The 21,574-nt window shown below is 66.9% G+C and carries 24 protein-coding genes; 9 read left to right on the top strand and 15 right to left on the bottom strand.

Translation table 11 applies throughout. The annotated features are described in order from the left end of the window. The first annotated feature begins 12 nt into the window (after positions 1-12). A complete protein-coding gene (locus tag KCI33_RS12675) occupies positions 13-612 on the top strand; it encodes a DUF1285 domain-containing protein (protein WP_212525167.1) in 600 nt (199 codons plus the stop codon). Here KCI33_RS12675 and KCI33_RS12670 read toward each other — a convergent pair. From KCI33_RS12670 to KCI33_RS12655, 4 genes are all read right to left on the bottom strand, one after another. Further along, complete coding sequence (locus KCI33_RS12670; RefSeq protein WP_212525166.1) at positions 609-1,508, bottom strand: cation diffusion facilitator family transporter; 900 nt, start codon at positions 1,506-1,508, stop codon at positions 609-611. The two genes, KCI33_RS12675 and KCI33_RS12670, sit on opposite strands and share 4 nt — an antisense overlap. A 71-nt stretch (positions 1,509-1,579) precedes the next feature. After that, complete coding sequence (locus KCI33_RS12665; protein WP_212525165.1) at positions 1,580-2,542, bottom strand: NAD(P)-dependent alcohol dehydrogenase; 963 nt, start codon at positions 2,540-2,542, stop codon at positions 1,580-1,582. A gap of 12 nt (positions 2,543-2,554) precedes the next feature. Continuing rightward, positions 2,555-5,362: a DNA polymerase I gene (gene polA / locus KCI33_RS12660; RefSeq protein ID WP_212525164.1), complete on the bottom strand. Its 2,808-nt coding sequence runs from the start codon at positions 5,360-5,362 to the stop codon at positions 2,555-2,557. Between the two features lie 87 nt (positions 5,363-5,449). Next, a complete protein-coding gene (locus tag KCI33_RS12655; protein WP_212525163.1) occupies positions 5,450-5,632 on the bottom strand; it encodes a zinc-finger domain-containing protein in 183 nt (60 codons plus the stop codon). A gap of 97 nt (positions 5,633-5,729) precedes the next feature. Between KCI33_RS12655 and KCI33_RS12650 the strand changes: the two genes are divergently transcribed. After that, complete coding sequence (locus KCI33_RS12650) at positions 5,730-6,677, top strand: ABC transporter ATP-binding protein (protein ID WP_212525162.1); 948 nt, start codon at positions 5,730-5,732, stop codon at positions 6,675-6,677. Between the two features lie 76 nt (positions 6,678-6,753). On the opposite strand, the gene KCI33_RS12645 is transcribed toward KCI33_RS12650, so the two are convergent. Next, positions 6,754-7,134, bottom strand: coding sequence for an HIT domain-containing protein (locus tag KCI33_RS12645; protein ID WP_212525161.1), 381 nt, complete (start codon positions 7,132-7,134; stop codon positions 6,754-6,756). Between the two features lie 8 nt (positions 7,135-7,142). Further along, positions 7,143-8,720 (bottom strand): DUF5928 domain-containing protein, encoded by a 1,578-nt coding sequence (locus KCI33_RS12640; protein ID WP_212525160.1) that lies wholly within the window; start codon positions 8,718-8,720, stop codon positions 7,143-7,145. Positions 8,721-8,860: 140 nt separating this feature from the next. Between KCI33_RS12640 and KCI33_RS12635 the strand changes: the two genes are divergently transcribed. Beyond that, on the top strand, positions 8,861-9,679 hold the full coding sequence (locus KCI33_RS12635; RefSeq protein ID WP_212525159.1) for a sulfotransferase family protein: 819 nt from the start codon (positions 8,861-8,863) through the stop codon (positions 9,677-9,679). Between the two features lie 81 nt (positions 9,680-9,760). Here the strand turns inward: KCI33_RS12635 and KCI33_RS12630 are convergent, their stop codons facing one another. Continuing rightward, complete coding sequence (locus tag KCI33_RS12630) at positions 9,761-10,756, bottom strand: adenosine kinase (RefSeq protein WP_212525158.1); 996 nt, start codon at positions 10,754-10,756, stop codon at positions 9,761-9,763. Further along, a complete protein-coding gene (gene nth, locus KCI33_RS12625) occupies positions 10,753-11,397 on the bottom strand; it encodes an endonuclease III (RefSeq protein ID WP_212525157.1) in 645 nt (214 codons plus the stop codon). Before nth ends, KCI33_RS12630 begins: the two co-directional genes overlap by 4 nt. A gap of 125 nt (positions 11,398-11,522) precedes the next feature. On the opposite strand from nth, the gene KCI33_RS12620 reads away from it, so the two are divergent. The 3 genes from KCI33_RS12620 to KCI33_RS12610 all read left to right on the top strand — a co-directional run bounded on the left by KCI33_RS12620 (position 11,523) and on the right by KCI33_RS12610 (position 14,023). Beyond that, positions 11,523-12,380, top strand: a complete 858-nt coding sequence (locus KCI33_RS12620) for a bifunctional helix-turn-helix domain-containing protein/methylated-DNA--[protein]-cysteine S-methyltransferase (RefSeq protein WP_212525156.1) — start codon at positions 11,523-11,525, stop codon at positions 12,378-12,380. A gap of 102 nt (positions 12,381-12,482) precedes the next feature. Further along, on the top strand, positions 12,483-13,148 hold the full coding sequence (locus tag KCI33_RS12615) for an OmpA family protein (RefSeq protein WP_212525155.1): 666 nt from the start codon (positions 12,483-12,485) through the stop codon (positions 13,146-13,148). Between the two features lie 104 nt (positions 13,149-13,252). Continuing rightward, positions 13,253-14,023, top strand: a complete 771-nt coding sequence (locus KCI33_RS12610; RefSeq protein ID WP_212525154.1) for an FCD domain-containing protein — start codon at positions 13,253-13,255, stop codon at positions 14,021-14,023. Positions 14,024-14,146: 123 nt separating this feature from the next. Here KCI33_RS12610 and KCI33_RS12605 read toward each other — a convergent pair whose 3' ends face one another. From KCI33_RS12605 to KCI33_RS12585, 5 genes are all read right to left on the bottom strand, one after another. Next, positions 14,147-14,701: a F0F1 ATP synthase subunit B gene (locus KCI33_RS12605; RefSeq protein WP_212525153.1), complete on the bottom strand. Its 555-nt coding sequence runs from the start codon at positions 14,699-14,701 to the stop codon at positions 14,147-14,149. Positions 14,702-14,706: 5 nt separating this feature from the next. Next, a complete protein-coding gene (locus KCI33_RS12600) occupies positions 14,707-15,276 on the bottom strand; it encodes a F0F1 ATP synthase subunit B' (protein ID WP_212525152.1) in 570 nt (189 codons plus the stop codon). Positions 15,277-15,354: 78 nt separating this feature from the next. After that, positions 15,355-15,591: a F0F1 ATP synthase subunit C gene (locus tag KCI33_RS12595; RefSeq protein ID WP_212525151.1), complete on the bottom strand. Its 237-nt coding sequence runs from the start codon at positions 15,589-15,591 to the stop codon at positions 15,355-15,357. A gap of 50 nt (positions 15,592-15,641) precedes the next feature. Continuing rightward, entirely contained in the window at positions 15,642-16,445 is an 804-nt protein-coding gene (locus tag KCI33_RS12590; RefSeq protein ID WP_212525150.1) for a F0F1 ATP synthase subunit A, read from the bottom strand. Positions 16,446-16,473: 28 nt separating this feature from the next. Beyond that, positions 16,474-16,809 carry an AtpZ/AtpI family protein gene (locus KCI33_RS12585; protein ID WP_212525149.1) on the bottom strand — a complete coding sequence of 112 codons (336 nt, stop codon included), beginning with the start codon at positions 16,807-16,809 and terminating at the stop codon, positions 16,474-16,476. Between the two features lie 229 nt (positions 16,810-17,038). On the opposite strand from KCI33_RS12585, the gene KCI33_RS12580 reads away from it, so the two are divergent. Next, the gene (locus tag KCI33_RS12580) at positions 17,039-17,362 is read left to right on the top strand and encodes a metalloregulator ArsR/SmtB family transcription factor (RefSeq protein ID WP_212525206.1); all 324 of its coding nucleotides are present in this window, start codon (positions 17,039-17,041) and stop codon (positions 17,360-17,362) included. A 25-nt stretch (positions 17,363-17,387) separates the two neighbouring features. Here the strand turns inward: KCI33_RS12580 and KCI33_RS12575 are convergent, their stop codons facing one another. Both KCI33_RS12575 and KCI33_RS12570 read right to left on the bottom strand, forming a co-directional pair. After that, positions 17,388-18,290, bottom strand: coding sequence for a DMT family transporter (locus KCI33_RS12575; protein WP_212525148.1), 903 nt, complete (start codon positions 18,288-18,290; stop codon positions 17,388-17,390). Further along, complete coding sequence (locus KCI33_RS12570) at positions 18,281-19,162, bottom strand: LysR family transcriptional regulator (protein ID WP_212525147.1); 882 nt, start codon at positions 19,160-19,162, stop codon at positions 18,281-18,283. Before KCI33_RS12570 ends, KCI33_RS12575 begins: the two co-directional genes overlap by 10 nt. 100 nt (positions 19,163-19,262) lie before the next feature. Here KCI33_RS12570 and KCI33_RS12565 point away from each other — a divergent pair, with 100 nt between their 5' ends. Then, the gene (locus KCI33_RS12565; protein ID WP_212525146.1) at positions 19,263-19,853 is read left to right on the top strand and encodes an NAD(P)H-dependent oxidoreductase; all 591 of its coding nucleotides are present in this window, start codon (positions 19,263-19,265) and stop codon (positions 19,851-19,853) included. Between the two features lie 209 nt (positions 19,854-20,062). Continuing rightward, a complete protein-coding gene (ffh, locus tag KCI33_RS12560; RefSeq protein ID WP_212525145.1) occupies positions 20,063-21,571 on the top strand; it encodes a signal recognition particle protein in 1,509 nt (502 codons plus the stop codon). The last annotated feature ends 3 nt before the right edge of the window (positions 21,572-21,574 follow it).

Here is a 21,574-nt window from a genome sequence, read left to right as displayed (position 1 = left end):
CGCCGGGCACAAATGGCAAAACGCGGGGTGGGACAAATGATCGTGAAACCGACGGTGGAGAACCTGGCCCAGGCGGCGCGCGCCGCCGGCAAGAAGGGCCCCCCGCCGGTGGAGAAATGGGACCCGCCCTTTTGCGGCGATCTCGACATGCGGATCGCGCGCGACGGCACCTGGTTCTACCTCGGCACGCCGATCGGGCGGCCGGGGCTGGTGAAGCTGTTCTCCTCGATCATCCGCAAGGACGGCGACGACTATTTCCTGGTCACGCCGGTGGAAAAGGTCGGCATCACCGTCGAGGACGCCCCCTTCGTCGCCCTCGATTTCGAGACCGAGGGCGAGGGGCGCGACCAGAAGATCACCTTCTTCACCCATGTCGAGGACGCCGTGACCGCCGGCCCCGACCACCCGATCCGCGTCGCCCGCGACCCCGAAACGGGCGAGCCCGCGCCCTATGTCAACGTCCGCAGAAACCTGGAAGCGCTGATCGACCGCAAGAGCTTCTACCGGTTGATCGAGCTGGGCCGACACGAGCAGCACGAGGGGCAAAGCTGGTTCGGCCTGTGGTCGGGCGGGAAGTTCTTCCCGATCATCCCGTCGGGGGAACTGGCCTAGGCCTGATCGGCACAGCCCGAGGCGTTGGTTTCCAACTCCAACGTGGCGTGGCGGATGCCGAATTCCCTGGCGAGCAACTCCTTGACCCGGGCATTCACGGCCGCGAAATCCGCCACCGCGCCGTCGCCGATCACCAGATGCGCCTCGAGCGAGGTCTTGTGCTCGTCGATCTGCCACAGGTGCAGGTGATGCAGGCTCTCCACCCCCTCGACCGTGAGCACCCGGTCGCGGATCACGTCGAGGTCCAGCGCGGGCGGCGCGCCCAGCATCAGCAGGCGGATCACCGGGCGGATCTCGCTGAGGGCGCTCCACAGGATGAAGCCGGCGATGCCGAGGGTGGCCAGCGGATCGACCAGCCGCCAGTCGTAGAGCAGGATCAGGCTGCCTGCCACGATCACCGCGACGGAGCTGGCCGCATCGGCCAGGTTGTGCAGGAAGGCGGCGCGGATGTTCATGCTGTGCTTCGACAGGCGGAAGGTCAGCGCCGCCGTGACCAGATCGACGACCAGCGCCACGCCGGCCACGACCACCACGATCCAGCCCTGAACGCCCGGCGGGTCGATCAGGCGCAGGACCGCCTCGTAGACCAGGTAGGCGCCGATCACGATCAGCGTGGTGTAATTGACCAGCGCCGCTACCGCCTCGGCCCGTCCATAGCCGAAGGTCATGTTCGCATCATGCGGGCGGCGGGCGATGCGGCGCGCGCCATAGGCGATGATCAGCGACACCGCGTCCGAGAAATTATGCACCGCATCGGCGATCAGCGCGACCGAACCCGACAGCAGCCCGCCGACGATCTGCACCAGGGTCAGCAGCATGTTGACCGCCACCGCCAGGGCCACCTGCCGGTCGCCGGCCGCCGGGTCGATGTGATGACGGTGATGGTCGTGCGGCATGCGCGCCCCCTTGCGGAACTCCGGGCCCAGCTAAGCGCCCGGCCGCGCGGGGTGCAAGACGTGTTTCGGGGTCAGGCGTTCCCGCCCATGACCACCACGACCTTGCCCAGCGCCCGCCCCTCGGCCACGCGGGCCAGCGCCTGCGCGGTCTCCTCCAGCGGATAGGTCCGGTCGACCGCCGCCCGCACGCGGCCGGCCGCCACCAGCGCGGCGATCTCCGCCAGATCGTCGCGGCTCTGCCGCGCGGCCAGCAGGCGCAGCTTGCGCGGACCGAAGGACATCAGCGTGCCCAGGGTCAAGACCGACAGCAGCGCCCGCATCCGCCCGCCCACCAGCAGGTAGCGCCCGCCGGGGGCCAGCGCCCCGCGGATCGCGCCCATGCCGCGGGTGGCGAAGAGGTCCAGCACCAGGTCCCAGCGCTCGCCCAGCGCGGTGAAATCCTGCGCCGCGCAGTCGATCACCCGGTCGGCGCCCAGCGCGCGCAGGAAACCGGCCTTAGCGGCTCTGTCCACGGCGGTGACATGGGCGCCGCGCGCCTTGGCGATCTGCAGCGCGAAACTGCCCATGCCGCCGCCCGCGCCGTTGATCAGAACCCGCACGCCCGCGCCCAGGTCGCGCAGCGCCTGCAGCGCGATAACCCCTGCCTGTGGCAGCGCCGCGGCGGTGGCGAAATCGAGCGCGTCCGGCTTGGCGATCAGCCGGTCCTCGGGCACGGCGGCATAGTCGGCGAACCCGCCGAAGCTTTCGAAGACATCGCCGAACACCGCGTCGCCCACCGCGAAACGGCTTGCCCCCGGCCCCGCCGCCTCGACCACGCCGGCGACGTCGGAGCCCAGCACATGAAAGCGCGGCCGGGTCAGGCCGAAGAGCCGGGCATAGGCGGGGCGCCCGGTGACGAGTTCCACGTCCGAGGCATTGACCGAGCAGGCGCGCATCCGCAGCAGCACCTGCCCCTCGCCCGGCTCGGGCATGGGCAGATCGCGGATTTCAACCGTCTCGGGCGGGCCGTAGCGTTCGATCCATGCCGCCCGCATCGCGCCCGCTCCCTAGTGGGCCTCGGCCCAGTTGGCGCCCTGCCCTGCATCCACGATCAGCGGCACGTCCAGCCTGACCACCGGCAAGGCGGCCCCCTCCATCACGTCGCGGATCACCGGGATGGCGTCGTCCACCGCCGCCTTGTCGACCTCGAAGATCAGTTCGTCATGCACCTGCAGCAGCATCCGCGCGGGCAGCCCCGCGATCGCCTGCGGCATCCGCACCATGGCGCGGCGGATGATGTCGGCTGCGGTGCCCTGGATCGGCGCGTTGATCGCGGCGCGCCTGGCGAAGCCCGCCTGCGGGCCCTTGGCGTTGATCTCGGGCGTATGGATGCGCCGGCCGAACAGCGTCTGGACGAAGCCGTTCTCCTTGGCGAAGCCCACGGTGTCGTCCATGTAGGCGCGGATGCCGGGGAAGCGTTCGAAATAGCGGTCGATGAAGCCCTGCGCCTCGGCCCGCGGGATGCGCAGGTTGCGCGCGAGGCCAAAGCCGGAGATGCCGTAGATCACCCCGAAATTGATCGCCTTGGCGCGGCGGCGGATCTCGGGCGTCATCTCGTCCAGCGGCACGTCGAACATTTCCGAGGCGGTCATGGCGTGGATGTCATGACCGTCGCGGAACGCCTGTTTCAGCGCCTCGATCCCGGCGACATGGGCGAGGATGCGCAGCTCGATCTGGGAATAGTCGAGGCTGAGCAGCACTTTGCCCGTCTCGGCGACGAAAGCCTCGCGGATGCGGCGCCCCTCTTCTGAGCGCACCGGAATGTTCTGCAGGTTCGGATCGGTCGAGGCCAGCCGCCCGGTGTTCGCCCCCGCGATCACATAGGAGGTGTGCACCCGCCCGGTCTCGGGGTTGATGTGATCCTGCAGCGCATCGGTGTAGGTCGATTTCAGCTTGCTCAACTGCCGCCAGTCCAGCACGCGGGCGGGCAGGTCGTGACCCTCGGCGGCCAGATCCTCCAGCACGTCGGCGCCGGTGGCATAGGCCCCTGTCTTGCCTTTCTTGCCGCCGTCGAGCCCCATCTTGTCGAACAGGATCTCGCCCAGTTGCTTGGGGCTGCCCACGTTGAATTTCTCGCCCGCGAGCTGGTGAATCTCGTCCTCCAGCGCCGCCATCTTCTGGGCGAAGGCGTTGGACATGCGGCTCAGCGTGTCGCGGTCCACCTTGATGCCGGCCATCTCCATCTCGGCCAGCACGGGGACCAGCGGGCGCTCCATCGTCTCGTAGACGGTGGTCACGCGGCGCTGATGGAGCTGCGGCTTGAACAGCTGCGCGAGGCGCAGGGTGATGTCGGCATCCTCGGCGGCGTATTTCACCGCCTCGGCGATCGGCACGCGGTCGAAGGTAATCGCGGATTTTCCCGCGCCCAGCAGCGACTTGATCGGGATCGGCTCATGTTCGAGATAGCGCTCGGACAGCGTGTCCATGGAATGGCCGTGCAGCCCCGCGTTCAGCGCATAGGACATCAGCATGGTGTCGTCGATCGGCGCGATCTGCACGCCGTGGCGGACTAAGATCTTGGCGTCGTATTTCATGTTCTGGCCGATCTTCATCACCGCCGGATCCTCTAGCAGCGGCTTCAGCATCTTGAGCGCCACGTCGAGCGGGATCTGCCCCTCGGCCAGATTGGCCGAACCGAAGAGGTCATCCGCCCCCTCCTTGTGGCCCAGCGGGATATAGCACGCCCGCCCCGGCTCGACCGCCAGCGAAATGCCCACCAGATCGGCCCGCATCTCGTCTAGGCTGGTGGTCTCGGTGTCCACCGCCACCCAGCCGCGGGCATGGGCCTGCGCGATCCAGCGTTCCAGCGCCTGCGCGTCGCGGACGCATTCGTAGGTCTCGGGCGCGAAGGGCAGGTTCGCGGGCGCGTCGGGCTCCGCGCTCGGGCTGGCGCCCGCGGGGGTGGTGTCGGGGATCGCCGGAGCCTCGACACCGAGGGTCCCGGCCACGCGCTTGGAAAGGGTGCGGAACTCCATCTCCGCGAGGAAGCCAAGCAGCGTCTCGGGCTCGGGCTCGCGCAGTTCCAGATCGTCGAGGCCGAAATCGAGCGGCGTCTCGGCATCAAGCGTGACCAGCTTCTTCGACAGCTCGATCTGGTCGCGCTTCTCGATCAGGGTCTGACGACGCTTGGGCTGCTTGATCTCCTCCGCCCGGTCCAGCAGCGTTTCCAGATCGCCGAACTCGTTGATCAGCAGCGCCGCGGTCTTGACCCCGATGCCGGGCGCGCCGGGCACGTTGTCCACGCTGTCGCCGGCCAGCGCCTGCACATCGACCACGCGCGCGGGCGGGACACCGAACTTCTCCTCGACCTCTTCAACGCCGATGCGCTTGTTCTTCATGGCGTCGAACATCTCGACCCCGCCGCCCACCAGCTGCATCAGGTCCTTGTCCGAGCTGATGATGGTCACGCGCCCGCCTGCCTCGCGCGCCTCGCGCGCCAGGGTGGCGATGATGTCGTCGGCCTCGTAGCCTTCCTTCTCGATGCAGGCGATGTTGAAGGCGCGGGTCGCCTCGCGGGTCAGCGGCATCTGCGGGCGCAGATCCTCGGGCATTTCCTCGCGGTTGGCCTTGTAGAGCTCGTAGAGGTCGTTGCGGAACGTGTGGCTGCCCTTGTCGAAGATCACCGCCACATGGGTCGGCGCGTCGGGACCCTTGTTGTCCTCGACCATCTTGAAGATCATGTTGCAGAAGCCCGCCACGGCTCCGATCGGCAACCCGTCGGATTTGCGGGTGAGCGGCGGCAGCGCGTGGAAGGCGCGAAAGATGAAGGCCGAGCCGTCGATCAGGTGCAGATGACAGCCTTTTCCAAAGGACATGGGTGTGCTCCGTTCTGACGGCTGCGGCCGCGCGGGGGGCGCGGCCGGGGCATTCGGACAGGGGGCGCGCGGCGACGGCGCGCCGGCTTACTGCACCTTTTCGGCGCAGCTTTCATGGACGAATTTCTTGTCGCAATAGCCGCATTCGACATAGCCCTTGTCCTGCGGGATCGTCAGCCAGACCCGCGGATGGCCCAGCGCCCCCTCACCGCCGTCGCAGGCGACGCGCCAGGTGGTGACCACTTCGGTTTCGGGGGCTTCGATGCTCATGTCGCGGGGCTCCGTCTCTTGGCGGCCGAGGATGTGGCCTTATGTCGGCGGGCATGATAGCGGATGGGCGCGCACGGGCAAGCGGGAAGGAGTGGCCATGAGCGGAAACGCGATCGAGATCGAAGGGCTGAGAAAGACCTACGCCGCCAGCGGCAACCAGCCCCCGAAAGAGGCGCTGAAGGGGGTGGATCTGGAGATTCCCGCCGGTTCGATCTTCGGCCTGCTGGGGCCGAACGGTGCGGGCAAGTCGACGCTGATCAACATCCTTGCCGGGCTGGTGCTCAAGACCTCTGGAAAGGTCCGCATCTGGGGCTTCGACCAGGACGTGAACCCGCGCCAGAGCCGCGCCGCGATCGGCGTCATGCCGCAGGAGTTGAACATGGACCCGTTCTTCACCCCGCGCGCCGCGCTGGAGGTGCAGGCGGGCCTCTACGGCGTGCCGCGGCGCAACCGCCGGACCGAGGAAATCCTGCAAATGATCGGGCTGGAGGACAAGGCCGAGGCCTATGCCCGTTCGCTATCGGGGGGCATGCGGCGACGGCTGCTGCTGGGCAAGGCGCTGGTCCATTCGCCGCAGATCCTGGTCCTCGACGAGCCCACGGCGGGCGTCGACATCGAGCTGCGCCAGATGCTGTGGACCAACGTGCGCCGCCTGAACGAGGAAGAGGGGATGACCATCATCCTCACCACCCACTACCTCGAAGAGGCAGAGGAGATGTGCGACGAGATCGCCATCATCAACCACGGCGAGGTGATCGCGCGCGACACCACCGAGGCGCTGATCGGCCGGATGGACGCCAAGACCCTGGTCATCCACCCCGAGGGCGAGGTGCCCGAGGACTTCGCCCCGCCCCCAGGGGTGGAGATGGAGCGCCGCCGCGGCGGCGCGCTGGCCTTCACCTATCGCCGCAGCGAGATCGCCACCGGCGCGGTGCTGGAAGAGGTCCGCCATGCCGGGCTGAGGATGCGCGACGTGGCCACCGAGGAACCCGATCTCGAGGATGTCTTCGTCGAGCTGACCTCGAAAAAGGGCGCCGCCGCCTGAGCGGCGTCCCTGAATTCTCGGAGAAAATTCGATTTCGGGGCGACCCGCTTTTTCTGCGGAAAATCGCGCCCGGGCGTCAACCCTTTTGCAGCATCCGGCCGAGGGGCCGGCCCGCCAGGATGTGGACGTGCAGATGCGGCACCTCCTGCACCCCGTCGAGGCCCGCGTTCGAGATCATGCGGAAGCCGTTGCCGCCCTCGCCCGGCTGGAGCCCCAGCATCCGGCACACCTCGCCGATGGTGCGGGTGAAATCGACGATCTCGGCCTCGCTGGCCTCAAGCGCGAAATGGTCATAGCAGACATAGGCGCCCCTGGGGATCACCAGCACATGGTCGGGCGCCTGCGGGGCGATATCGCGGAAGGCGAGGCTGTGCTCGGTCTCCAGCACGGTGTTGTTGGGGATCTCGCCGCGCAGGATCTTCGCGAAGACGTTCTGCGGATCGTAGGTATAGGCCATGTCTGTCCTCAGTCGGCATATAGGTAAGGGGTCGCGGCAATCTCATGCGCGCGGTCCGGCGGGATATCAAGGAATTCGGCCAGCGGGCCGGCATTTTCCTCGGGCGTGGCGGTTTCGCGGATGCGGTGGAAATCCGGGAAGTTGGCGTCGCGCAGCCGGTCGCCTTCGAACACCACGTCGTAGCGGATGGTGGGCAGCAGCGCCTCCAGCGTCTCCGGCGGCGTATTGTCCCCGGCCAGCCCGACGCGCCGGGCGTGGCCGAGCAGGTAGTCGTCGGAGAAAACGCACTGGATCTCCAGTAGCCGGGTCTTGGCCCGGTCGGCGTAGAAATCCTGCATCAGGTCGATATTGCTGGGGTCGATGCAGATGATCAGCCGGTCGGTCTCGAAATAGTCGTAGAGCATCCGCAGCAGCGCGCGGCGGTGGCGGGTCCGCTTTTCCAGCGTCGTCTGGATGCCGCCGAGATCGGGCAGCTCGGTGCCTTCCTCGTTGAACAGGTAATCGACCGCGGGCAGGTTCGTGACCTGCCGCGCGCGCTCGACCAGGCGCTTGGCCACATGCCATTTCTTGCAGGTCACGATCATCAGCTCGCGCTCGTGCCCGAGGCTCGCCTCTCGCTCCCAGAACCGCGGCGCGAAGCGGCGGCCGATCCGGCCGCGCCCGGCGAGGAACTGGTAGAGGCTGCGCCCCTCGTTGGAGATCGCGAAATCCATCTTGCCGCTGGTATAGAGCCGCCCCAGCCGGCGCTTCAGCTCCTTCGCCTCGGCCGATATCTTGCGCGCGAAGAGGAAATCCTGGCTCAGCAGCAGGTCGTACTGGTCGTTGTAGAAACTGACCGGCATGCCGTAATCCGAGAACATCAGGAAGGTCAGCGTGCGGGACTCGATCTCCTCCTCGGGCACCAGGTGGCGCACCAGGGTCTGGAAGAAGGTCTCGTCCGGAATCCAGGTGGTGCGGAAGAAGCGCAACACGTCGCGGCGGGCGCGGATGAAATCCAGCACCGCCTCGACGGTGCGCCGTCGCAGGCACCACCACTGGCTGCCGATCATGATCTGCAGGTCCTGCGGGATCCGGCGGCTCAGGCCGAGATGCCTCTGCAGGTCGAGCGAGAGGTAGAACAGCCGCTTGTGCGCGCGCTCGTTCAGGAAATGGCGGTAGATCAGCCGGTCCTCCTTCATCCCGGTCTTGATCCAGTCGGAGGCGAAGAAATCGAAGCTTTCGATGTAGTCCACGTCGCGGCCGTCGAGAAAGGCATGCGCGTATTCGGCCGATTTGATCGGCATGCAGTCGCCCGACAGCATGTAGAAATGCGTGGCCCGCGGAAACGCCGCCTCCGCCGCCTCCAGCGCCAGCAGCGTGGCCTGCACCAGCGACCACTCGCCCCAGCCGCATTTGATCCGCTTGCGGGCGAAGACGACGCTCTCGTTGCCCTTCAGCGCATCGCGGATCCGGTCGAAATCCTCGGCGGGCGCGCGGGCGTCGAAATGGATCGCGATGACATCGCCCGCCGCAGTCAGCCGCTCGGCCTGCTGGATGATGGCATCCGGGTCCTTGTGACAGAGCAGAATATAAGCGATCCTGGCCATGAGCCCTTCCGGCACGCGCGCGTTGCGAAGTTCCTAAGTAGATACATTGAAGACTCGTTGAATAAACAGGGTTTCTTTGCTTTTTTGTGCGGTGACGAAGCCGGCGATCACGGCACGGCAGCCATTGGAGGCGAGAGCGGATGGGTTTTCCCGGCACCTGGATGACCGAGAGCGAGAGTATGGTCTATCGGGTGGTCCCGAAATGCGCCTGCTCCACGATCGGTCAGATCATGTATTTCTCGGATCACGGGGAATTCTTCGACGGCGACATCCACGACGCCCAGGAGGGACTGCACAAATGGGCGCAGGAGCACAGCCAGAAGAGGATCGAGGAGACGGTCAAGGCGCATCGCGCCTATGCCTTCACCTGCGTGCGCAACCCCTATAGCCGCATCCTCAGTTCCTTCTTCGACAAGATCTGCGGCATCCAGCGCAACGGCAAGCGCTACCGCGGCAACCTGGTGCCGCTGCTGGTCCAGAAATACGGGATCGAGGTCGGCGGCGGGGACGGCAAGCAGGAGTTCGACCAGATCCGGAGCTTCCGCCGGTTCCTGCTGTTCGCCCGCGACACCATCCGCTGGCGCCGCCCGATGGAGCCGGACATCCACTGGTCGGCGATGTCCGGGCATATCTCGACCTTCATCGTCAACGGCGGGCGCTACGACAACATCTTCTTCACCGAGAAGTTCAACGAAGGCATGCAGTCGGTTCTGGACGCGGTGGAGACGCCGCATGAGGTGGACCTGGCGCGGATCCCGCGCTTCAACGAATCCGAGGGCCACGGGCCGAAGCGCGCGCATCCGGTCGAGGAGTATTTCGACGACCTGTCGATGCATCTCGTCTACGAGATCTACAAACGCGATTTCCAGCTGTTCAGATATGATTTCGAGAACCCGGCGAACAAGTTTCCGACCGGCGAGATCGACCTCGACGAGGTGCACGCCAAGCTGGGCGACTGAACCGCCGGGCGGAGGGTGCAGCGGCGCCACCGGGCCGGGCCCGGTGGCGCGTTGAGTATTTTCGCCAAGAAGAAGGGGCGGTCAGACCAGCCCGCGGGCGGCGAAGAGCTGCCTGAGATCGGCCTCGGGGCGCGCGCCGATATGGCTGATGATCTCGGAGGCCGCGGCGCAGCCCATGCGCCCGCAGCTGGGCAGGTCATACCCCTCGCACAGCGCCCAGAGGAAGGCGCCGGCAAACAGGTCGCCCGCGCCGGTGGCATCGACTACCCTGGTGGGCAGCGCGGGCGCGTGCCAGCGCTGGCCCTGGCTCAGGACATGGGCGCCGTGTTCGCTTTCGGTGCAGGCCACGATTTCGATTTCGGCGGCGGCGCGCGACAGCGCCTCGCCGAAATCCTGCGTCTCATACATCGACAGGATCTCGGCGCGGTTGGCAAAGAGCAGATCCACGTCCTCGCGGATCATGCGGCGGAAGGCGTCGCGGTGGCGTTCGACGCAGAAGGGGTCGGAAAGCGTCAGCGCCACCTTGCCGCCCGCGGCCTTGGCGGCCGAAATGGCCTTGGCGAAGGCCTCGTGGCTTTCCTCGCCGTCGAAGCGGTATCCCTCGAGGTAGATCCATTCTGCCTGCGCCATCAGTGCCTCGTCGATGTCCGAGGGGCGCAGGAACTCGGTCACGCCGAGATAGGTGTTCATCGAGCGTTCGCCGTCGGGCGTGACCAGCACGAAGCAGCGGCCGGTCTCCTCCTGCATCCCGGCGGGCGCGCGGGGCGTGTCGTACTGCGCCCCCTGGGCGCGCAGGTCATGGGCGAAGATCGCGCCGAGCTGGTCGTCCTTGACCTTGCCCACATAGGCGGTGCGCCCACCCAGATGCGCGATGCCCGCGATGGTGTTTGCCGCCGAGCCGCCCGAGATCTCCTGCGCCGGGCCGATCCGGTCGTAGAGATGGCGGGCGTGGTCCATGTCGATGAGCTGCATGATGCCCTTTTCGATGCCGTGCTCGGCCAGGAAGGTCTCGTCACAATGGGACAGAACGTCGACCATGGCGTTGCCGATGCCGACGACCTGGAAAGTCTTGCTCATAGGGATTTCTCCTCGAAGGGGCACAGATCGCGGATCAGGCAGGTGCCGCACAGCGGCTTGCGCGCCTTGCAGGTGTAGCGGCCGTGCAGGATCAGCCAGTGATGGGCGTGGCGCTGGAACGCCACGGGGATGTTGTCCTCGATGGCGCGCTCGACGGCGAGCACGTCCTTGCCGGGGCAGATGCCGGTGCGGTTGCCGACGCGGAAGATATGGGTGTCCACCGCCTGCGCCGGGTAGCCCCACCACATGTTCAGCACCACGTTGGCGGTCTTGCGCCCGACGCCGGGCAGGCTTTGCAGCGCGGCGCGGGAGCTGGGCACCTCGCCGCCATACTCCTCGACCAGGATGCGCGACAGCTTGATGACGTTCTTCGCCTTGTTGCGGTAGAGGCCGATGGTCTTGATATGCTCGATCAGCCCCTCCTCGCCCAGGCTCAGCATCTTTTGCGGCGTGTCGGCGATCTGGAACAGCTTGCGCGTGGCCTTGTTCACGCCCACATCCGTGGCCTGCGCCGACAGCGCCACCGCCACCAGCAGGGTGTAGGCATTGACATGCTCCAGCTCGCCCTTGGGCTCGGGCTCCTGCGCGTGGAAGCGGGTGAAGATCGCGTGGATCGCGTGATAATCGAGCTGCTGTGCCATATGGGCGGTATGCCCTGCGGGCGCGGGCGGGGCAAGCCCGCGCGCGGGGCCGATTTGGCGCAAGTTCCGGGTCGCGCGCAGGCGCGTCCGGGCCTATCTTGCGGGGCAAGATGACGGAGACAGAGATGCACGACACCGCCCCCGAGACCGCCTATCACTACGGAGTCATCCGCCGCGCGCTGGATCTGATCGACGCGGAAGGCGGCGGCGTGCGGCCGCTCGACGATCTGGCGCGCGAGATGGGCATGAGCCCGGCGCATTTCCAGCGCCTGTTCAGCCGCTGGGTGGGGGTCTCGCCCAAGCGCTACCAGCAATACCTGGCGCTGGACCACGCCAAGGGGCTGTTGCGCGATCATTTCACCACGCTGGCGGCGGCGGATGCGGTGGGGCTGTCGGGCTCGGGGCGGCTGCACGACCTGTTCCTGCGCTGGGAGGCGATGAGCCCCGGCGAATTCGCCCGCAGGGGCGCGGGGCTGACCATCTCCTACGGCTGGTTCGACAGCCCCTTCGGCGAGGCGCTGGCGATGGGCACGGACCGCGGCCTCTGCGGGCTGGCCTTCGCGGCCGAAACCGGGCGCGCGGCGGCCTTCGCCGACATGGCCGGGCGCTGGCCCGAGGCCGTGTATGTCGAGGATCCGGCCACGCTGGAGCGCGACGTGGCGGCGGCCTTCGCGCAGCGGGGCCAGGCGCGGCTGCATCTGATCGGCGCCCCCTTCCAGATCAAGGTCTGGGAGGCGCTGCTGCGGATCCCCTCGGGCCATGTCACCACCTATTCCGAGATCGCCGACGCCGTCGGCAGCCCCCGCGCGGTGCGCGCGGTGGGCACCGCCGTGGGGCGCAACCCGGTGAGCTGGCTGATCCCCTGCCACCGCGCGCTGCGCAAGTCGGGGGGCTTGGGCGGTTATCACTGGGGGCTGCCCGTGAAACGCGCCATGCTGGCCTGGGAGGCCGCCCGCGCCGAGGCCGAACCGCTGGCGAAATGACGCCGATGTGAGCGAAACGCGATACAATCCGCGTGTCTTTGCACATAGGATTGCCTGTATGATCCCGCTGTCCGCAGTAGCGGACCCAACGAAGAGGCACCCATGACCCGAGCACGCATTCCGCTCCTACTGGCCAGCGCCGGCCTGCTGGCCCTGACCGCCTGCACCGATCCCGCGGTGCAGACCGCAGACCCGAAACAACGCACCAAGGAGGGCCTGGCCGTCGGTGCCGGCATCGGCGCGCTGACCGGCATCCTGCTGGGCGACAACGCCAAGGAACGCCGCCGCGGCGCCGTCATCGGGGCCGCCGTGGGCGCGGCCGCCGGCAGCATGATCGGCGCACAGATGGACAAGCAGGCCGCCCAGCTGCGCCGCGATTTCGGCAATGACGAGATCACCGTCGTGCGCCAGGGCGACCACCTGGTGGTGACCATGCCGCAGGACATCCTGTTCGCCACCGACAGCGATTACGTCAACGCCGGCCTGCAATCGGACCTGCGCGTCCTGGCGCGCAGCCTGAACGATTATCCCAACACAACCGTGGACGTGATCGGCCACACCGACAACGTGGGCGAGGCCGCCTACAACCAGCAGCTCTCGAACCGCCGGGCGCGCGCGGTGGCCAATGTGCTGTATGATTCCGGCGTCGCCACGAACCGGATCCGCGCCTACGGGATGGGCGAGGACCAGCCGGTTGCCTCGAACCTGACGCCCGAGGGCCGGGCGCGGAACCGCCGGGTCGAGATCGTCATCCGGCCGATGACCTGAGCGCAGCACAGTTCGAATCGGGGGCCGGCCGCAGGGTCGGCCCTTTTTTGTTGCCCGAACCCTGGGGCGGTCATATGTTTTGACCAATTATTGAGGTAGATCCCATGCCATTCGAGAAGGTTCAGCCCGAAAAGCTGTCGCATTCGGTCATCCGCCAGATCGAGCTTCTGATCCTGCGCGGCATCCTGTGCCCGGGGGAGCGCCTGCCCTCGGAGCGCGAACTGGCCGAGCGGATGGGCGTGTCGCGCCCGTCGCTGCGCGAGGCGGTGGCCGAGCTTCAGAACCGCGGGCTGCTCACCAGCCGGGCGGGCGCGGGCATCTTCGTGTCGGAAACGCTGGGCGGCGCCTTTCCGGCCGCGCTGGTGCGCCTCTTCGCCTCGCACGACGAGGCGGTGTTCGACTACATCGCCTTCCGCCGCGACATCGAGGGGCTGGCCGCCGAGCGCGCGGCGCGGCTGGGTTCGGACGCTGATCTGGAGGTGATCGGGACCATCCTGAAAAAGATGGAAGCCGCCCACGCCAAGCGCAACCCGGCCGACGAGGCGCGGCTCGACGCCGAGTTCCACATGGCCATCATCGAGGCCAGCCACAACGTGATCATGCTGCACATGATGCGCGCCATGTTCGACATGCTGCGCGAGGGCGTGTTCTACAACCGCCAGGTGATGTTCAAGCAGCGCACCACGCGGGACATGCTGCTCGACCAGCACCGCGCGATCAACGACGCGCTGCAGGTGCGCGACCCCGCCGGCGCCCGCGCCGCGGTGGAGGCGCATCTCGACTATGTGCAGAACGCGCTGTCGGACCAGCAGATCGCCGACCGGCACGAGGCCATCGCGCGGCTGCGGCTGGTGCATGAACGGGAACGGGGCTGAACGGCGGTCGCGCCGGATCGGAATGCCGGCCAGGCGCAGGCCGGCCGCCGGCCGTCGCCGCGGGCAAAAGAAAACCCGGCCGCAGCGGGCCGGGTTCTCAGATCACGTTCCGGCCAGGCCGGGTCAGTGCAGCTTGTCGCCGATCTGGCCGATCGCGTCGTCGATCAGCGCGTTGCCCTTGGCGGCGGTCATCTGCTTGGCGATGACCTCACCGGCAGCGGCCACGGCCACGGCAACGGCGGTGTCGCGGACATCCTTGATCGCGTTGGCTTCGGCCGAGGCGATCTGCTCCTCGGCGGCGGCCAGACGGCGCGCGATCGAGGCTTCCAGTTCCTTGCGGGCCTGGGCCGCCGCAATCTCGGCCTCTTCCTTGGCGTGGGCGATGATCCGCTCCGACTGCTCGGCCACCTCCTGCTGCTTGCGCTCGTAGGAGGCCAGGATGGTCTGGGCTTCCTCACGCAGGGCCTTGGCCTGGTCCAGTTCGGACTTGATGCTCTCGGCGCGCTTGTCCAGCATCCCGAACAGCAGGCCGGGAACCTTGAAATGGACCAGCACGGCGATGAACAGCAGGAACGCCAGCGTCACGACGAAATTGGTGTTGCTGAGCGAGAAGAACGGGCCGGACGCGGCCAGCGCGGGGCTGGCGGCGAGGGCGAAAAGAACCGTCAGTTTCTTCATCTGCCTTACCCCTTCAGCCGGTTGGCGACCGCATCGGCCAGCGCCTTGGCGTCGGCCTGCTGGCCCAGCGCCGCGACGATTTCCTGCGCGGTGTCGGTGGCAACCTCGGTCACGCTTTCCATCGCGCCGGCACGGATCTCGGCGATCCGCTTTTCCGACTCGGCGGATTTGGCGGCGATCTCCGCATCGGCCTTTTCGATGGCCATGTCGAGATCGGCCTGAATGTCGGCCTTCGCCTCGGCGATGATCTTGTGCGCCTCGGCACGGGCGTCGGCGAGCGCCTTGTTATAGGCCTCTTCCGCCTCCAGCGCCTTGAGCTTCAGCTCTTCGGCGGCGGCCAGATCGTTGGTGATCGTCCCGTGACGCTCGGCCAGAACCGAGGCGATGCGCGGCAGTGCGACGCGCGTCAGGACGAAATAGATCACGACAAGCGTGACCAGCAGCCAGAAGATCTGGTTCGGAAAGGTCGAGAACTCCAGCTGCGGCATGCCGGCAGCTTCGGTCGCGTGACCTGCGGCGGCATGGCCCGCGGCGTCCGCCGCCTGGCCTGCGGCTTCGTGCGTTGTGTTTGCCATGTCGTCCTCCAGGAACCTCGGTTTACATCGGGCGGGCCTGCATCAGGCCCACCCGAGCGTAAGGATCGGTTCGAAGGATCAGACGGCGAACATCAGCAGAAGCGCGACGAGGAACGAGAAGATCCCCAGGGCTTCTGCAAACGCGATACCGATGAAGAGCGTTGCGGTCTGGTCACCGGCAGCCGACGGGTTGCGCAGGGCACCCGACAGGAAGTTGCCAGCCACATGACCCACACCGATTGCGGCTGCGCCGGAACCGATGGCGGCCAGACCGGCGCCGATGAATTGACCCATTTGTGCGATATCGCCTTCCATGTCCGTTTCTCCTTACGTTGGAATTGGCTAGTGATTGGTTCGGGCTGACCTCAGTGGCTGGGATGCAGCGCGTCCTTCAGATAGACGCAGGTCAGGATCGTGAAGACATAGGCCTGGATGAAGGCGACCAGCACCTCCAGCGCATAGACCGCGGTGATGGCGAACACCGGCAGGAACGAGAACATCCCCAGCGCGGCGGCGAAGCCTGCGAACACCTTGAGCACGGCGTGGCCCGCCATGATGTTGCCGCCAAGTCGGATCGAGTGGCTGACCGGGCGCACGAAATACGAGATCAGCTCGATCACCGCCAGCACCGGGCGCAGCGGCAGCGGCGCCGACTTGACCCAGAACAGCCCCAGGAACTTGGCGCCGTTCTTGACGAAGCCGACCACGGTGACGGTGATGAAGACCAGCGCGGCCATGACAGCGGTTACGGCGATGTGCGAGGTGGTGGCGAAGCTCATCGGCAGCAGACCGAGGAAGTTGGCCAGAACGATGAACATGAACAGCGTCATGATGTAGGGGAAGAACTTGACCGCGTCCTTGCCGGCCACGTCCTCGACCATCTTGTAGACGAAGCCATAGGCCAGTTCCGCCACCGACTGGATGCGCGATGGGATGATGGCGCGGCCGCGGGTGCCGACGACCAGCAGGCCGAACACGCTCAGCACGGCCAGCGCCATCCACAGCGTCGCGTTGGTGGGCGTGTACCAGTGGATCGCCTCGCCGCCGAACAGCGGCTTCACGACGAACTGGTCCATCGGGTGGATGGCCAGGTGCGCTTCCTCCGGCGCGAACAGCGCGCCCGACACGATCACCAGAGCCAGAACGACCCAAAAGAATAGCTTGCCCATCCGTCTGCCTTTCCTTCACCAAGCGCGGTTACGCCTGATCCCCATCATCTCCGGCCTTGTCGGCCGACTGTTTCCTCCGGACCTCTTCGGCAGTGCGCAGCATCGTCTTGATGCCGGCCGCGAAGCCCAGAAATACGAACAGCACCAAGAACAGCGGCATGGTCCCGAAGAGCGAGTCCAGCCCGTATCCGATGCCGAAGCCGATCCCCAGACCGGCCACAAGCTCCGTCACCATCCGCCAGGCGATATTGGCCTGGGAATAGTGTTCGTCCTGGTGGCGCTTCTCGGGCTGCTGCGCCCGTTTCAGCTCGGCGATCCGTGCGTCGAGCTGCCTGAGCCGCTCCTTATCTACCGGATCCACCACGCCAGAAGGCCCCCTCGGACAGTCGCGGCGAACCTAGAAAGCAGGCGGGTCCGAGTCAAGCTGCAAACGGTGGCGTGATCCAATGTCTAATTTATTGTTTTCGCGTCATTTTTTTACATAAACCCAAAGCCACCCCCGACACGGCGGCGGTGAGTCCGGGGTTTTCGCCGTTTTTGGCATATTCAACCAAATGGTTGACGATCCTCACCGGCCGGGCCTAGCTGCGGGGATGGAAAACCCGCTCGACTCCGTGTTCGCGGCCCTGGCCGACCCCACCCGCCGCGCCATCCTGGCGATGCTGCTTGAGGATGACATGGCCGTGACCGACGTGGCCGAGCCGTTCGAGATGTCGCTGGCGGCAATCTCGAAGCACCTGGCGATCCTCACCCGCGCCGGGCTGATCAGCCAGGAGAAGCGCGGCCGTGTGAAATGGTGCAAGCTGGAACCCGACGCGCTGCGGGAGGCTTCGGTCTGGATGCAGAGCTTCGGCCAGTTCGAGCCGGTGAACCTCGATGCCTTCGAACGTTTCCTTGAGGCGGAACTCAAGGATTGATCCGGCGGCGATGGTCCTGCCGCCCCTACCCCTCGTCCTTCAGCAGCAGCACCAGCGCCACCACGGTCAGCGCGACCCCCACCAGCACCAGCCCGCGCGGCGCGCCGTTGCCCAGCGCGACCTCCCAGCCGATCACGAAGCTCGGCGTCAGATAGGTATAGGCCATCACCTTGGCCGCGGGCAGGCGCATCGCCGCGTATTGCAGCAACACGAAGGTCATTGAACTGGCGCAGAAGGCCAGATAGGCCAGCACCAGCCAGACCTGCAGGGGCAGCGCGGCCCAGTCGGTCGCGGCGATCGCCGGCGCGCCGTAAACCCCCAGCACCAGCAACGCGGCGAGGATCATGCCGAAGGTGAAGACCAGCGTCGGCTCGCCCCGGCTCAGCTTGCGCACCAGCGGCGTGTAGGCGGCATGCGCCACCACCCCCACGAAAAAGATCGCCTCGCCCCGCCCGATGTCGAAGGCCAGCAGCGCGCCCAGATCAGCGCGAAAGATCACCCACAGCGCCCCCGCGCCACCGCAGGCCAACGCCAGCGCCATGCGCGGCGTGGTCACCTGCCGCAGCAGCAGCCAGCCGAACAGCCCCGACAGGATGGGCGTCAACGTGAACACCGCCGCGCTGGAGACCGGCGGCGCGGTCTTCAGCCCCTCGAACATCAGCACGAAATAGACGGCGAAGGCACCGCCCAGCAGAAGATAGCGCCACGGCGCGCGGAAATAGGCGGGCCGCAGCCCCGGCCCCAAGGCCACCGCCACCCCGATCACCGCCCCCGCCAGCAGGAAACGGGCCGCGGTCAGCGCCACCGGGTCGATCTGGTTGGCGATCCGGCTGCCGAAGCTGAACGAGCCCGCCACGAGCCCGGAAAAGGCCAGCATCGCCAGATGTCCGCGCGCGCCCTGCGACAGGGTGGCGACGCTCAGCCCCATGATCTGGCCGCCTCTTTCAGCGCCGCGGTGAAGCCCTGGACCTTGGCGGTGCGGTGCAGATCGACATGGGTGACCAGCCAGGCATCGACCACCCATTCCGGGCGAGGCGGGCAGACCTGGACGAGATCGGGCAGATGATCTGCCCACCAAGTCGGCAGGAATCCCATCCCGGCCCCGGCAATCACCGCATCGCCCACCGTGCGCAGGTCGCTGGCGCGGAAGGTGATGCGCTCGGCCGGGATGGTGTCGCGCAGCCAGCGGTTGAAGGCGGCACGGTGGTTTTCGTCGGCCGGACCGATGAAGCGGTGGCCGGCGCAGTCGGCCTCGCCCCTCATCACGCCATGCGCCGCGACATAGCTGCGATGGGCGTAAAGCCCGCTTTGCTGCGCGAACAGCTTCTGCACGATGTTGTCCGGTTCGTCCGGCCGGGTGCCCGCCCGCAGCGCCACATGCGCCTCGCCATATTCGAGGCGGAACAGGCGCGGATCGCTCAGCAGACGCACCTGCAACTCGGGATTGGCGCGCTGGAAATCGGTCAGCACCGGCACCAGCAGCGCCGCGAAACTGTCCACCGTGGTCACCACCAGATCGCCCGTCATCGCCGCGCCGCGTCCGCGCAGCCGACCGTAGAGCTGCTCGAACTGATCCGCGGTGACCTGCCCCACCTGCAGCAGGTCCAGCCCCGCCTCGGTCGGGGTGTAGCCGCGCGCATGGCGCTGGAACAGCTTGACGCCCAGCCGCTCCTCCAGCGCGTCGATGTGGCGGATCACCGTGGCGTGGTGAACGCCCAGAACCTCGGCCGCGCCGCTGACCGTACCCAGCCGGGCCACATGGTAGGCCGTGCGGATCTCGTCCCAGTTATCCGGTCTCATATGTGCACCAAATCACATCTCATGTTTATTTTGTTCAATTGTGTTCATAATCGCAAGGGATAAATCAGCGGGGAACCCAGACACAACCGGAGTTTCCCAAATGACCACCATCCTTCGTCTCGACAGCTCGATCAAGGGCGACGCCTCGATCTCGCGCAAGCTGCTGGACCGCGCGCAGGAGCGCCTCGCCGCGGCCCATCCCGACGCCGAGATCGTCACCCGCGACCTGTCGCGAGGCGTGCCCCAGATCGACGCCGCCTGGATCGGGGCCATCTTCACCCCCGCCGGACAGCGCAGCGCCGAGCAGGCCGAAATCGCCGCCTATTCCGACGCCCTGCTGGCCGAGGTCCGCGCCGCCGACATCCTGCTGATGGGCCTGCCGGTCTACAATTTCGGGGTGCCCGCCCAACTGAAAAGCTGGTTCGACCACCTCGCGCGCAAGGACGAGACCTTCACCTACACCGAGGCCGGACCCGAGGGCCTGCTGAAAGGCAAGCGCGCCATCGTGGCGCTGTCCTCGGACGGCACGAAACTGGGCTCCGAGATCGACTTCGCCTCGGGCTATGTGCGCCACATGCTGGGCTTCTTCGGCATCGCCGACGTGCAGTTCGTCGCCGCCGACGCCCTGGTGTTCGCCCCGGAGGCGACGTTGAAGGCCGCCGAGGATCAGATCGACACCCTCGCCGCATGACACCCGCCCCGCGCGCGGGCGGCGCTTGACTCTGCCCTGCCCGCGCGCTAACGCTCGACCCCAATTCCGGAACGGCTTGCCCTTTCCGGTCCTGCATAGCCACAGGATCGCCCCCCGTCAGCGAGGTTTCGCCCACGGGGGACATTGGCGTTTGGAGCGTCCGGTCATATCTACCGGGCAAGTGTTAACGGTCGCAGGAGGGCCAGGGCATGTTTGAAAATCTATCCGAACGCCTGTCCGGCGTCTTCGACCGGCTGACCAAGCAGGGCGCGCTGTCCGAGGACGACGTCAAGACCGCCCTGCGCGAGGTGCGCGTCGCGCTGCTGGAGGCCGACGTCTCGCTGTCCGTGGCGCGCGACTTCGTCAAGGCCGTGCAGGAAAAGGCCACCGGCCAGGCGGTGACGAAATCGGTCACTCCCGGTCAGCAGGTCGTCAAGATCGTCCATGACGAACTGGTCCATGTCCTGACCGGCGAGGGCGAACCGGGCGAGTTGAAGGTCGACAACCCGCCCGCGCCGATCCTGATGGTCGGCCTGCAGGGCTCGGGCAAGACCACCACCACCGCCAAGCTCGCCAAGCGGCTGAAGGAAAAGAACGGCAAGCGGGTGCTGATGGCCTCGCTCGACGTGAACCGCCCCGCCGCGATGGAGCAGCTGGCCATTCTCGGCCAGCAGATCGGCGTTGACACCCTGCCCATCGTCAAGGGCCAGTCCCCCGTGGACATCGCCAGGCGCGCCAAGCAGCAGGCGACCATGGGCGGCTATGACGTCTACATGCTGGATACCGCCGGCCGGCTGCATATCGACGACGTGCTGATGGACGAGGTCCAGGCCGTCCGCGACATCGCCAACCCGCGCGAGACCCTGCTGGTGGTCGACGGCCTGACCGGCCAGGACGCGGTGAACGTGGCCGAGGAATTCGACGGCAAGGTCGGCATCTCCGGCGTCATCCTGACCCGGATGGACGGCGACGGCCGCGGCGGCGCGGCCCTGTCGATGCGCGCGGTCACCGGCAAGCCGATCAAATATGTCGGCCTCGGCGAGAAGATGGACGCGATCGAGGAGTTCCACCCGGAACGGATCGCGGGCCGCATCCTCGGCATGGGCGACATCGTCAGCCTCGTCGAGAAGGCGCAGGAAACGATCGAGGCCGAGCAGGCCGAGCGCATGATGAAGCGCTTCCAGAAGGGTCAGTTCAACATGAACGACCTGAAGATGCAGCTTGAGCAGATGCTCAAGATGGGCGGTATGGAAGGCATCATGGGCATGATGCCCGGCATGGGCAAGATGGCCAAGCAGGTGCAGCAGGCGGGCCTCGACGACAAGATCCTCAAGCGCCAGATCGCGCTGATCCAGTCGATGACCAAGAAGGAGCGCGCCAATCCGCAGCTCCTTCAGGCCAGCCGGAAAAAGCGCATCGCCGCCGGCGCGGGCCTCGAAGTGTCCGAACTGAACAAGCTTCTCAAGATGCAGCGCCAGATGGCGGACATGATGAAGAAGATGGGCAAAGGCGGCATGCTGAAACAGGCCATGAAGGGCATGTTCGGCAAGGGCGGGATGCCGGCGGGCATGGACCCCTCGCAGATGGACCCCAAGGCGCTGGAAGCGGCAGCCAAGGCGATGGGCGGCAAGATGCCCGGCGGCATGCCCGGCGGGCTTCCGGGGCTCGGCGGCGGCGCCCTTCCCCCCGGCCTCAGCGGTTTCGGCAAGAAGAAGTAAGCC

The sequence above is a fragment of the Actibacterium sp. MT2.3-13A genome, from assembly GCF_018139985.1.
In the GTDB taxonomy this organism is placed as follows: domain Bacteria; phylum Pseudomonadota; class Alphaproteobacteria; order Rhodobacterales; family Rhodobacteraceae; genus JAGSOU01.
The sequence above is the reverse complement of the archived record's forward strand: the minus strand, read 5'-3'. Positions and strand labels throughout refer to the sequence as shown.